The 12,864-nt window shown below is 59.3% G+C and carries 10 protein-coding genes and 2 tRNA genes; 4 read left to right on the top strand and 8 right to left on the bottom strand.

Going from position 1 to position 12,864, the window contains the following annotated elements; genetic code table 11:
- Positions 1 to 38: 38 nt before the first annotated feature.
- The 6 genes from rplI to rnr form a co-directional block, all read right to left on the bottom strand.
- Complete coding sequence (gene rplI, locus PSH97_RS02545; protein WP_003197251.1) at positions 39 to 485, bottom strand: 50S ribosomal protein L9; 447 nt, start codon at positions 483 to 485, stop codon at positions 39 to 41.
- A 19-nt stretch (positions 486 to 504) separates the two neighbouring features.
- Positions 505 to 1,398 (bottom strand): YybS family protein, encoded by an 894-nt coding sequence (locus PSH97_RS02540; protein ID WP_305447972.1) that lies wholly within the window; start codon positions 1,396 to 1,398, stop codon positions 505 to 507.
- Positions 1,399 to 1,434: 36 nt separating this feature from the next.
- Positions 1,435 to 1,665: a 30S ribosomal protein S18 gene (rpsR, locus tag PSH97_RS02535; RefSeq protein WP_002551829.1), complete on the bottom strand. Its 231-nt coding sequence runs from the start codon at positions 1,663 to 1,665 to the stop codon at positions 1,435 to 1,437.
- Between the two features lie 28 nt (positions 1,666 to 1,693).
- A complete protein-coding gene (gene rpsF / locus PSH97_RS02530; RefSeq protein ID WP_007902678.1) occupies positions 1,694 to 2,116 on the bottom strand; it encodes a 30S ribosomal protein S6 in 423 nt (140 codons plus the stop codon).
- Between the two features lie 308 nt (positions 2,117 to 2,424).
- Positions 2,425 to 3,189, bottom strand: a complete 765-nt coding sequence (gene rlmB, locus PSH97_RS02525) for a 23S rRNA (guanosine(2251)-2'-O)-methyltransferase RlmB (protein ID WP_305447971.1) — start codon at positions 3,187 to 3,189, stop codon at positions 2,425 to 2,427.
- Complete coding sequence (gene rnr, locus PSH97_RS02520) at positions 3,186 to 5,816, bottom strand: ribonuclease R (RefSeq protein WP_305447970.1); 2,631 nt, start codon at positions 5,814 to 5,816, stop codon at positions 3,186 to 3,188. Before rnr ends, rlmB begins: the two co-directional genes overlap by 4 nt.
- Before the next feature lie 226 nt (positions 5,817 to 6,042).
- Here rnr and PSH97_RS02515 point away from each other — a divergent pair.
- The 4 genes from PSH97_RS02515 to PSH97_RS02500 all read left to right on the top strand — a co-directional run bounded on the left by PSH97_RS02515 (position 6,043) and on the right by PSH97_RS02500 (position 9,318).
- A tRNA-Leu gene (locus PSH97_RS02515) sits at positions 6,043 to 6,129 on the top strand.
- Between the two features lie 164 nt (positions 6,130 to 6,293).
- Positions 6,294 to 6,380: transfer RNA gene (locus PSH97_RS02510), tRNA-Leu, on the top strand.
- A gap of 362 nt (positions 6,381 to 6,742) precedes the next feature.
- On the top strand, positions 6,743 to 7,753 hold the full coding sequence (locus PSH97_RS02505; RefSeq protein WP_305447969.1) for an iron ABC transporter substrate-binding protein: 1,011 nt from the start codon (positions 6,743 to 6,745) through the stop codon (positions 7,751 to 7,753).
- Positions 7,753 to 9,318: an ABC transporter permease gene (locus PSH97_RS02500; RefSeq protein WP_305447968.1), complete on the top strand. Its 1,566-nt coding sequence runs from the start codon at positions 7,753 to 7,755 to the stop codon at positions 9,316 to 9,318. The genes PSH97_RS02505 and PSH97_RS02500 overlap by 1 nt, the downstream gene beginning before the upstream one ends.
- Positions 9,319 to 9,440: 122 nt before the next feature.
- On the opposite strand, the gene PSH97_RS02495 is transcribed toward PSH97_RS02500, so the two are convergent.
- Positions 9,441 to 11,375 carry a methyl-accepting chemotaxis protein gene (locus PSH97_RS02495; RefSeq protein ID WP_305447967.1) on the bottom strand — a complete coding sequence of 645 codons (1,935 nt, stop codon included), beginning with the start codon at positions 11,373 to 11,375 and terminating at the stop codon, positions 9,441 to 9,443.
- A gap of 149 nt (positions 11,376 to 11,524) precedes the next feature.
- Positions 11,525 to 12,817: an adenylosuccinate synthase gene (locus PSH97_RS02490; RefSeq protein ID WP_201189510.1), complete on the bottom strand. Its 1,293-nt coding sequence runs from the start codon at positions 12,815 to 12,817 to the stop codon at positions 11,525 to 11,527.
- Positions 12,818 to 12,864 lie beyond the last annotated feature (47 nt).

Here is a 12,864-nt window from a genome sequence, read left to right as displayed (position 1 = left end):
CCGGCAAGCACCCGAGGGTGCCAGCCGACAAGTGCTGCTTAAGCTGCTACCACGACAACGCGTACGGTGGCTTCAACTTCGGCGTGCAGGTGCACGGCTACGTCGAATTCGCCTACGTTGCGGATGGTGCCGTTCGGCAGACGAACTTCGCTTTTTGCAACTTCAACGCCAGAGGCGGTCAGTGCATCAGCGATGTCGTGGGTGCCGATCGAACCGAACAGCTTGCCTTCGTCACCAGCGGTGGCAGTGATAGTCACTTCCAGCTCAGCCAGTTGGGCGGCACGGCTTTCAGCCGAAGTTTTACGGTCTGCTGCGGCTTTTTCCAGCTCAGCGCGACGCTCTTCGAACGCAGCCAGGTTGGCAGCGGTCGCAGCGGTAGCTTTGCCGTAAGGCAGCAGGTAGTTACGACCGTAACCAGCCTTAACGTTCACTTTGTCACCCAGGTTGCCCAGGTTGGTGACTTTTTCCAGAAGGATCAGTTGCATGTGAAAATCCTCTTAACTTTTAACCTTCACCGTTCGCGTTATCGGCATCTTTCGGTGCCGAACGACCGCGAAAATCAATCAGGCTGTCGACGATGGCCAAGACCACCAGCAACGGATAGATCAGTTGCATGAACAGCAACAGCGTGACGTACAACCCCACCAGCCAGAATTTGGCCAGTCGCTTTTGCGCCACCAGCCCGTGAATCAGGGCCAGCCCGGCGAACACCAGCGGTACACTGCACAACGGCGTCAACATGGCCATCTGCGAGCCTAAATTAGGCCCCAGAAGCATTAACGCCAGCAGCAACATCGCCGGTCCCAGCGGGATTCGGATGGCGCGAAACTCGCGACCAAAACCACCCGGGTTGTACAACAACGCCTGCCAGTAGCGCCCGACAATCAGGCTCAGCACACTGACGATTTGCAACAAAGCCGCAATCAGGCCGGTCAGGACCGGTGCAATCAGGGACGCGAAACGCGCTTGCTCGTCTACCGACAATTGCTGGTAGACATCACCGAGTAGCGACGGCATGACTTTTATCAAAGCCTGCGCCAGCATCTCGATCTGGGGCGCAAAAGCCGCCCCCAGCACCACTGAAAACACCAATCCCATCGCTATGCTGACCAGCAGCACGCGGTTCCAGGACTCGCTTGCGCGCAAAACCAACGCAAGGCTCGAAGACCCCAGCAGCACCAGAAGTGCCCGTGGGTCATCGGAGTAAAGCCACCAGATCAACGCCGGCAGCAGTCCCAGAGCAAGAACGCCCAAGGCGTCCTTCAATCCGCGCCGCAGGAGCACAAGGCATCCTGCGGCAGCACCCAACCAATACAACAACGGCAACGTTGCACATCCGGCCACTACCAGAGTGGCCTGCATACGGCCGCGCATGATGAACTCAGCTAAGGCGCGCATGCATTCAATCCTTTGCTACGTGTCGACTGCCCGGTCTCAGCGGCCGTGGCTGTCGGTGTAGGCCAGCAGGGCCAGGAAGCGGGCGCGCTTGATAGCGGTGGCCAGCTGACGCTGATAACGTGCTTTGGTACCGGTGATGCGGCTTGGAACGATTTTGCCGGTCTCGGATACGTAAGCTTTCAGAGTGTTGAGATCTTTGTAATCGATCTCTTTCACGTCTTCAGCGGTGAAGCGGCAGAATTTACGACGACGGAAGAAACGTGCCATGTAATAGGCTCCTCAAAAGGTCCGTGGATTACTCGTCAGCGTTATCGCTGGCGTCGCTGTCATCACCATCAACGCCTTCGGCGTCGGAGTGCTCAGGACGGTCGCGACGCTCACGGCGCTCACTGCGGTTTTCTTCAGCCTTGAGCATCTCGGATTGGCCGGTAACGGCTTCTTCGCGACGGATGACCAGGTTACGGATCACTGCATCGTTGTAGCGGAAGTTGTCTTCCAGCTCGGCCAGGGCCTTGCCAGTGCACTCAACGTTCAGCATCACGTAGTGAGCCTTGTGAACATTGTTGATTGCGTAGGCCAGTTGACGACGGCCCCAATCTTCCAGACGGTGGATTTTGCCGCCGTCTTCTTCGATCAGCTTGGTGTAACGCTCAACCATGCCGCCGACTTGCTCGCTTTGATCCGGGTGGACCAAAAAGATGATTTCGTAATGACGCATGAATGCTCCTTACGGGTTGTAGCCTGCCGCTCAAAAGCGGTCAGACAAGGAGTGAATGACACTTATGGACTTGCTTGCGATAGACACATGCGTGCCTGCCGTCACAGCAAGGGGCGCAATTGTAGAGAAGGGACAAGAGAGGCGCAAGGCAATTGGTGATTATTTGAACAACCCCCAATCTTCGCCCAGACACAAAACCACTGTGTGAGCGAGCCTGCTCGCGATGGGGTACAACATCCAACATTTATGCTGAATGTAATTCCCCTATCGCGAGCAGGCTCGCTCCCACAGGGATTACAACCGGATCATTACTTTTTGGCGGTCCCGGCAGCTTTGACGCCGCGCTGGCGCAGGGCCTCGAACAGGCAAACGCCAGTCGCTACCGAAACGTTGAGACTGCTGACACTGCCCGCCATCGGCAGACGCACCAGGTAGTCGCAAAGATCACGAGTCAGGCGGCGCATGCCGCTGCCCTCCGCGCCCATGATCAGGATGGTCGGGCCGGTCAGGTCTTGCTGATACAGCTCCTGCTCAGCCTCGCCCGCCGTACCGACGACCCACAAGCCACGCTGTTTGAGTTTTTCCAGGGTGCGCGCCAGGTTGGTCACGGCTACCAACGGAATTACTTCCGCCGCGCCACAGGCGACTTTACGCACCGTCGGGGTCAGGGTGGCTGACTTGTCCTTTGGCACGATCACCGCCAGCGCGCCGGCCGCATCGGCCGAACGCAGACAAGCGCCGAGGTTGTGCGGATCGGTCACGCCGTCGAGCACCAGCAACAGTGGCGCGCCTTCGGTACGATCGAGCAATTCGTCGAGCATCGCTTCGCCCCAGACCTGACTCGGACTCACGTCCGCGACCACGCCCTGGTGCACGCCTTCTACCCACGCATCCAGCTCACGACGCTCAGCCTGGCCGACCGCTACGCGATTTTCGGCAGCGAGTGCGATCAGCGTCTGCACCCGCGGATCACTGCGGCCTTCAGCCAGCCAGATCTGCTTGACGCGTTTTGGGTGATGACGCAGCAACGCTTCTACAGCGTGCACGCCATAGATTTTTTCCAACTGACTCATGACTTGGCCTTAGGTTTACGCGCCCCGCCGCTTCTGGCGGCTGGAGCGGAACCCGCTTTTGGCGGGCCTTTACGGTGTTTGCTCGGTTTTGCTGGCTTGCCGCCGGAGGCCTTGTCAGGCGCCGACCGCCCGGTCTTTCCCCCAGACGCCGCTTTACCGCCGCTTTTCGCTTCAGACAACAACGCCTGTTTCAGTTCACGACTTTTGCGCAACTCGGCATTTTTTGCCGCTGCATCACTCGGACGATAGGCTTCGACAGCCTTTTCCTTGGCAGGACGACGACCGGTTTTCGCCGGTGCCGACTCCACAGCTGTTTTGGCGGCCGGAGCAGCGGTTTCAATTCCACGTTTTTTGCGACCAATCGGCGCGCTGATGGTTTTTTCAGCCATCTCGAAGTCAATCTTGCGCTCGTCGAGGTCGACGCGCATGACGCGCACTTCAACGGTATCGCCAAGGCGGAAGCTGCGACCGGTACGCTCACCGGCGAGGCGGTGGTGTACAGGATCGAAGTGGTAGTAATCGCCCGGCAGCGCGGTGACGTGCACCAGGCCTTCGACGTAGATATCGGTCAGCTCGACGAACAGGCCGAAACCGGTCACGGCGGTGATCACACCCGGGAACGATTCGCCCACACGGTCTTTCATGAACTCGCACTTGAGCCAGTTCACCACGTCGCGGGTCGCTTCGTCGGCACGGCGTTCGCTCATCGAGCACTGCTCGCCGAGTTGCTCCAGGATCGCTTCGTCGTACGGGTAGATGCGCGCTTTTGGAATGATCATCGCGCCGGCACGGCGAACGTGCGGGGTGTCCATTTTCGAATGGATGACGCTGCGGATCGCCCGGTGCGTGAGCAAGTCCGGGTAGCGGCGAATCGGCGAAGTGAAGTGGGTATAGGCTTCGTAATTCAGGCCGAAGTGGCCCTGATTATCGGCGCTGTACACCGCCTGGCTCAACGAACGCAGCATGACGGTCTGGATCAGATGGAAATCCGGACGGTCCTTGATGCTTGCCAGCAAAGCCTGGTAATCCTTCGGCGACGGACCGTCCTTGCCTTTGTGCAGGGACAGGCCGAGCTCGCCAAGGAAGGCGCGCAGTTTTTCCAGACGCTCCGGTGGCGGGCCGTCGTGGACGCGGTACAACGCAGGGATTTCGTGCTTTTTCAGGAATTCGGCGGTGGCCACGTTGGCCGCCAGCATGCATTCCTCGATCAGCTTGTGGGCGTCGTTGCGAACGGTCGGACGGATTTCGGCAATCTTGCGCTCGGAACCGAAGATGATCCGGGTTTCCTGCGTTTCGAAATCGATCGCGCCGCGCACGTGACGGGCCGCCAGCAGAACCTTGTACAGCGCATACAACTGCTTGAGGTGCGGCAGGACGTCGGTGTATTCACCACGAAGCTGACGCGCTTCGGTGGCTTTCGGCGTCTCCAGCATGGCGCTGACCTTGTTATAGGTCAGGCGAGCGTGGGAGTGAATTACCGCTTCGTAGAAGCAGTAGTCGGTCATCTCGCCGGATTTGGAGATAGTCATCTCGCAGACCATGGCCAGACGATCGACGTGCGGGTTCAGCGAGCACAGGCCGTTGGACAATTGCTCAGGCAGCATCGGCACGACACGCTCGGGGAAGTACACCGAGTTGCCACGCACCTGGGATTCGTTATCCAGCGCTGAACCGATTTTCACGTAGCTGGAAACGTCGGCGATCGCCACGTACAACTTCCAGCCACCGGAGAACAGGCGCAGTTTGCCCGGCTTGGCTTCGCAGTAGACCGCGTCATCGAAGTCCCGTGCATCTTCGCCATCGATAGTCACGAACGGCAGATGGCGCAGGTCAATGCGCTTCTCTTTGTCCTTCTCTTCGACTTCCGGCTTGAGCTTGGCGGCTTCTTTGAGCACCGCTTCTGGCCAGACGTGAGGAATATCGTAGGTGCGCAGGGCGACATCGATTTCCATGCCCGGCGCCATGTAGTTACCCACGACTTCGACCACGTCGCCTTGCGGCTGGAAGCGTGGCGTCGGCCAGTGAGTGATCTTCACTTCGACGAACTGACCGATCTGGGCGTTGGCGTTGCGGCCCGGAGTCACCAGCACTTCTTGCTGGATCTTCGGATTGTCCGCGACCACAAAACCGATACCGCCCTCTTCGAAGTAACGACCGACGATGGTCTCGTGGGCACGGGACACCACTTCAACGATCATGCCTTCGCGGCGACCGCGACGGTCGAGGCCGGAAACACGGGCCAGGGCACGGTCGCCGTCGAACACCAGGCGCATTTGCGCCGGGCTCATGAACAGGTCGTCACTGCCGTCGTCCGGGACCAGGAAGCCAAAGCCGTCACGGTGACCGCTGATGCGGCCCAGGATCAGGTCGAGCTTGTCCACCGGCGCATAAGTGCCGCGACGGGTATAGATGAGTTGAGCGTCGCGCTCCATGGCGCGCAGGCGGCGACGCAGGGCTTCGATCTGGTCTTCTGTGGTCAGACCAAACTCTTCGACCAGCTGCTCGCGGTTAGCAGGCGAACCTCGATCAGCAAGGTGCTGAAGGATCAGTTCGCGGCTAGGAATAGGGTTTTCATATTTTTCCGCTTCACGAGCGGCCTCGGGATCGAGGGACTGCCAATCGGCCATTAGAGAGTTTTCACCTTGTCTATATGCGGGTTAGTTTGGCATAGGCGTAATGAAACGGGAAATTTCAGGCTATGACAGCCCATCTAAAGCCCTTTATCGACATCGCAAAGCTGATTTGAATACCACTGGAGAAATTTTCCAGGTTTTTTCGATGTCGGGGGTTTACAGTTAAAAAGACGCTCCGTATAGTGCGCGCCATCGACGACGCACACGCGCTGCCGATACTGCCCAGATGGTGAAATTGGTAGACACGCCAGCTTCAGGTGCTGGTGACCGCAAGGTCGTGGAAGTTCGAGTCTTCTTCTGGGCACCAATTTCGAGCTTGAGATTAGAACAATTTCAAGGCTCACACAAAACCCGCGAAAGCGGGTTTTTGCATTTCAGGCTTCTGGTTTATTAAAATTAAATCAGGGGTTTACAGATCAAAATGCTCTCCGTATAGTGCGCCACATCAACAGCGGCAACGCTTGCGATTATGCCCAGATGGTGAAATTGGTAGACACGCCAGCTTCAGGTGCTGGTGACCGCAAGGTCGTGGAAGTTCGAGTCTTCTTCTGGGCACCAATTCAAATTCAAGGTCACAATCTTGAATTTCACAGAAACCCGCGAAAGCGGGTTTTTGCGTTTCTGGCTTTAAAAAAAAGAGAGCCATTCCCACACCACAAACTCATGAGTCCCGTAGCAGCTGGCGAAGCCTGCGTTCGGCTGCGAAGCAGTCGCAAAACCTGAGTGCATGGTCTTCCTGAAACACCGCATCGCCTGAACTCACGACTGCTTCGCAGCCGAACGCAGGCTTCGCCAGCTGCTACAAGAGCCCGCGCCAGCCATCTAGCAACACCATGCCAGCCCTGCAAGACGCACATGAGAAACAATATCGTTTATCATTGTTACAAGTTTTTGCAATGCGACAGTGAGGAACCCTGCGAATGATGCTTCGAAATACCCTGCGCCGCGGCCTGACCATTACCCTGCTCGGCCTGACACTCGCCACTCCCCTCACCCAAGCCGCCGATCCGTTTTCCCTGACTCTCTATAACGGCCAACACAAGGAAGTCGGCGACGCCGTCGCCAAAGCCTTCGAAGCCAAGACCGGCATTCACGTCAACGTGCGCAAGGGCAGCAGCAACCAGCTCGCCAGCCAGATCGTCGAAGAAGGTGATCGCTCCCCCGCCGACGTGATCTACACCGAAGAATCCCCACCGCTGAACAAACTCGGCGAACAAGGCCTGCTGGCGAAAACCGACGCCGCCACCCTCGCCGTTCTGCCCGAGGACTACGTTGCCGGCAACGGCACCTGGATCGGTATCACTGCGCGGGTCCGCGTTGTTGCGTTCAATCCCAAGTTGATCGATGAAAAAGACCTGCCAAAATCGGTAATGGAATTCTCCGATCCGAAATGGCAAGGCAAGGTCGGTTTCGTTCCAACCAGTGGCGCATTCCAGGAGCAAGCCGTAGCAATCATCAAAGTGCATGGCATGGATGCTGCCGAAGAATGGCTCACCGGCCTGCGCGCTTTCGGCAAGACCTACAGCAACAACATGGTCGCACTGAAGGCTGTGGAAAACGGTGAAGTCGCGACCGTGCTGGTGAACAATTACTACTGGTTCGCCCTGCAGCGCGAAAAAGGCCAGCTCGATTCGAAACTGCATTATTTCACCGGCGGCGACGTCGGCGGGTTGATCACCGTCTCCAGCGCTGCGGTGTTGAAATCCAGCAAGCATCCAAAAGAAGCCCAGCAATTGCTCGCCTACATGGCCAGCGAAGAAGGTCAGCGCGTGATCACCCAGACCACCGCCGAATACCCGCTGCACAAAGGCATGGCATCGGATCGCGACCTCAAGCCGTTCAGCGAACTGCAAGCGCCGAAAGTCACGCCCGCCGACCTCGGCAACGCCGAAGAAGCCCTGGACCTGGAACGTGACGTTGGCTTGAACTGATGAGCGCATCGTTGTCTGCCACCGCCTTGGGCGGCGGCTACGTGCCACGGCGCAAGCGGCCTTCGATCTGGTTGTTGCTGCCGGTTTTGCTGCTGGTGGTGCTCAGTCTGTTGCCACTGGCTTATGTCGGCCTCAAGACCTGGCAAGCAGGCTGGGCCGAGGCGCTGCATCTGTTGTGGCGACCCTACGTGTTTGGCCTGCTGCGTAATACGCTGGCGCTGATGGCGGGCGTCACGCTGGCCTGCGGCGTAATCGGCCTGTCGCTCGCCTGGTTGCTGGAACGCAGCAATCTGCCGGGTCGACGGCTGTGGGGCGTGATCCTGTGCCTACCATTCGCGGTGCCGGCGTTTGTCAGCAGCTTCACCTGGGTCTCTCTGAGCGCTCACTTCGAAGGGCTGGGCGGGGCGATCCTGGTGATGACCCTGTCCAAATACCCGCTGATTTTTCTGCCGGTGGCGGCAACCCTGCGCAATCTCGATCCGTCCCTGGAGGAGTCAGCACGAACCCTGGGGCAAAATCGGTGGGGCGTATTCTTCAAAATCACCCTGCCCTTGCTCTGGCCGTCACTGCTGGCCGGTTCGCTGCTGATTGCGCTGCACATGCTGGTGGAGTTCGGCGCGCTGTCGATCATCGGCTTGCAGACTTTCACGACAGCGATCTACCAACAGTTCGAGCTGGAATTCAGCAACGCTAACGCAGCGATGCTTTCGGCGGTGCTGTTGGCGCTGTGTCTAATGTTGCTATGGCTGGAGCTACGCGTGCGTGGCAAGGGCCGACATGTGCGCACCGGCCAGGGCGCGGCGCGGCATGCGGAACAGGTTCACCTGGGGCATTGGTCTGGCGCAGGACAACTTTATTGCTTGGCACTGGCGATCATCGGCAGCGGCATTCCGCTGGGGATGCTTATGTATTGGCTGGCGGCTGGTTCATCGGCAGCATTTCCGGTGGCGGCTATCAGCGAGGCGCTGTTGTCTTCCTTGGCGCTGTCGCTTGGTGGCGCAGCGCTGTGCCTCGTGCTGGCGGCACCGGTGGGGTTGCTGGTGGTGCGCCATAAAGGCCGACTGGCAATCTGGGCCAAGCGCTTGCCGTATCTGCTGCATGCGCTGCCGGGATTGGTGATCGCGCTGACCCTGGTGTATTTCGCCCTGCATTATGTGCCGGTGCTGTATCAGACCTCGGCGCTGTTGCTCATTGCTTATGCGCTGTTGTTTCTGCCGCTGGCTCAAGCGCCGATTCGTATCGCGCTGAACAAGGCAGCACCGCAACTGGAAGAGGCTGCACGCACCCTGGGAGCGTCGTCCTTCAGCGCGTTTTGTCGGGTGACGTTGCCGATAATCTTCCCAGCCTTGGGGGCAGCGTTTGCGCTGGTGTTTCTGGATGCGATGAAGGAGCTGACAGCAACGCTGTTGCTGAGTCCGACCGGGCTCAATACGTTGGCGACGGAAGTCTGGGCGCATACCGCGAATGTGGAATTTGGGGCGGCGGCGCCATATGCGGCGTTGTTGATTGTGGTGTCAGGGTTGCCGGTGTACCTGTTAACAACCCGGATGTATTTGAGCCGCTGAGATCGCTATCGCGGGCAAGCCCGCTCCCACAGGGGGAGCGGTCATATACAAAATTTGTGTACGACACAAATCCCGTGGGAGCGGGCTTGCCCGCGATGGCGTCCGCACAAACAATACAAAACTTAAGCCCTGAACTGCCCCAGACTCGCCTTCAACTGCGCCGCCAAACCATCCAGCACCTTGCCACTCGCCGTAGTCTCCACCACCGCCTGAGCAGCCTTTTCAGCCTGAGCATGAATGGTCTCAACCCGTCCACGCACTGCCTGCGCACCTTGCGCCTGATGCGCCGCGGCCTGGGTCGCCAGACCGATCGCCGCATGCACCTGCTCGACCGACGCCTGCACCGACTGCTGTAACCGCGCACTGTCGCGCAACACCAGCAAACCTTCGCTGGCCTGACGTCCGGCCTGCCCGATTGCCGCGACGGCCTCGCGCGCGCCCTGCTGCAACGCAACGATGTGCGCCTGAATGTCGCCGGTTGAGCTTTGGGTCTTGCTCGCCAGTGCCCGCACCTCATCCGCCACCACAGCAAATCCGCGACCGGTCTCGCCGGCGCGCGCCGCCTCAATGGCGGCGTTCAACGCCAGCAAGTTGGTTTGTTCGGCGATCCCGTGAATCACCGTCAACACCACTTCAATCTGCTCACTCTGCTGCGCCAGGCGCTCGATGACTTTCGCGCCGGTGTCGACTTGTCCGGCCAACGCTTCGATCAGGCTGCCGACTTTCGCCGAGGTCCGAGTGTTTTCATCCGTGGCCTGGCGAATGCCCACCACCTGCTGCAAAGCGGCCTGCATGGCGTGGCTTTCAGACTGAGCTTCGTCAGCCATTTGCGACAACGCGCGCAAGCTTTCGGCCACCTCATCGCGCTGCATGCCCGCCGCAGCATCCGCACCGGCATTGCGCAAGGTCATGGCGCCGATTTCCACGCCGGTACGCTGGGCCACATCGCCCGCCTCCCGCACGATCGGCTGCAACTTATCCACAAAGCGATTGACCGCCGAGGCCATGTCGCCAATCTCATCCTGGCTATTGATCTGCACACGTTTGGTCAGATCGCCCTCACCTGCAGCCAGGTCATCCATGGCGGCGATCAGCAGCTTCAAGCGATTGACTACTCGACGACCCAGCACCACCGCCAGCAACAGCAGCACACCAAAACCCACCACCGCCAGGCCCATGCCGATGCGCCAGCGCAAAGTCCCGGCAGCTTCCTGCACGGCACCGGTGGTATTGGCTTTCATTTCAGTGGCGGTGGACTGCGCCGATTGCAGACGCCCGCGCATCGCCGTTGCGCTGTCAGCCGCTGCGCCTTTGAGGCTGTCACCCACCAGTTGATCGCTGCTGGCGATCAGCGCCGAGAAGCGCTTGTCCAGCGCCGCCAGATCGGTTTCCACGGAAGCGGTCGAGACCCCCATCAAAACCTTGCCAATCTCCACCCCATTAGGGTTGATCGAGGCTTCAAGGTAGTAGACCGACGGATCGTTCTTCGCCGCATCCAGAACTTTGTCGAGCGCCCGCTCGCCCTGGCCTTTTTCCAGAAGCGCCTTGTTGATCGGGTTCTCCCGGTTGAGATAGCGCGTCAAGTGCTGGCCCGTGGCGTCGTCGTAGACCACGAACAACACATTGGGATTGCGCTGAGCACGGCGAGCGAATTCGGACAGGGTAGGAATGTCGCTGTCCCACATGGCGCGGGGTGCGACCGAGGCCAGAAGCTGCGCCATGTCATTGGCCGAATCCTTCAGGTCCTTCTCCAGCGTCGTACGCAGTTGTGCCTGCTCGTCCTTCAGACGAGAAGACAGCCCGGCTGTCAGGCGCTGACGGGTACTGGTAGACAGGTTATCCAGGCTCGACGTGACTTCACGCCCGGCTTGCTCAAGTTCACCAGAGAGCTTTTGGCTGTCGGCGTCCAACCGCGCACCCAAATCAGCTTCCAGCGCAGTCACTGTGCTCCGGGTCAGCGCGACAGCGACCAGCACCTGCACCAAAAGGGCGATACCAAGGGTAACGAACACGGGCCGCAAGAGACGGCTTTGTAACAGTGAGAGAACGGCCGACACTGAAAATCCCTCTGCTTTGACGCCATCAAATTGATGGCACGTCAGAAACGATGCTTTTTCAATGTTCCCAGCAAAGGTCATGCCGTTCGACAGGCATAAACGACAAAGGCCCCAATTAAGGGGCCTTCGTGTTTTACATCAACGACTTATTAAGCGAACGGGTGACGCAGAACGATGGTTTCGTTGCGGTCCGGGCCCGTCGAAATAATGTCGATCGGCGCACCGACCAACTCTTCAACGCGTTTGATGTAGTTGCGTGCAGCCTGAGGCAGCTCTTCCAGGGTCTTGGCACCGACGGTGGATTCGGTCCAGCCTGGCATTTGCTCATACACCGGCTCCAGGCCGATGTAGCTGTCGGCGTCAGTCGGTGCGTCGATCACTGCACCATCCTGGTTCTTGTAGCCCACGCAGATGTTGATGGTTTCCAGACCGTCCAGTACGTCCAGCTTGGTCAGGCACAGGCCCGAAATGCTGTTGACGTCGATGGCGCGACGCAGGATGACGGCGTCGAACCAGCCACAACGACGGGCACGGCCGGTGGTAGCACCGAACTCGTGGCCACGCTTGGCCAGGAAAGCACCGACGTCGTCGAACAGCTCAGTCGGGAACGGACCCGAACCCACACGAGTGGTGTAAGCCTTGGTGATGCCGAGGATGTAATCCAGGTACATCGGGCCAAAACCCGAACCGGTGGCGATGCCGCCTGCGGTGGTGTTGGAGCTGGTGACGTACGGGTAGGTGCCGTGGTCGATGTCCAGCAGGGAGCCTTGGGCGCCTTCGAACATGATGTCTTTGCCAGCGCGACGCAGCTCGTGCAGTTCAGCGGTGACGTCGAGCATCATCGGCTTGAGCAGCTCGGCGTATTCCATGCACTCGTCGAGTGTCTTCTGGAAGTCGATTGCTGGCTCTTTGTAGTAATTGACCAGTACGAAGTTGTGGTAGTCCAGCAACTCGCCCAGCTTGGCAGCGAAACGCTCGCGGTGGAACAGGTCACCGATGCGCAGACCGCGACGGGCAACCTTGTCTTCGTAAGCCGGGCCGATGCCGCGACCGGTAGTACCGATCTTCAGCTCGCCACGGGCCTTTTCACGGGCCTGGTCCAGCGCTACGTGGTAGGACAGGATCAGCGGGCAGGACGGGCTGATACGCAGGCGCTCGCGCACCGGTACGCCTTTCTCTTCCAGCTTGATGATTTCCCGCAGCAGGGCGTCGGGTGCAACCACCACGCCATTACCGATCAGGCACTGAACGCCTTCGCGCAGCACGCCCGACGGGATCAGGTGCAAGACGGTTTTTTCGCCGTCGATCACCAGGGTGTGGCCAGCGTTGTGGCCACCTTGGTAGCGCACTACGGCGGCAGCATGTTCGGTCAGCAGATCAACGATCTTGCCTTTGCCCTCATCACCCCATTGGGTGCCCAGGACTACGACATTCTTACCCATAACACTTGTCCTCATTCGCGCAAACTTGGTGCCGGCGGCGGCCGGCA

Source organism: Pseudomonas cucumis, from assembly GCF_030687935.1.
GTDB classification, from domain to species: domain Bacteria; phylum Pseudomonadota; class Gammaproteobacteria; order Pseudomonadales; family Pseudomonadaceae; genus Aquipseudomonas; species Aquipseudomonas cucumis.
The sequence above is the reverse complement of the archived record's forward strand: the minus strand, read 5'-3'. Positions and strand labels throughout refer to the sequence as shown.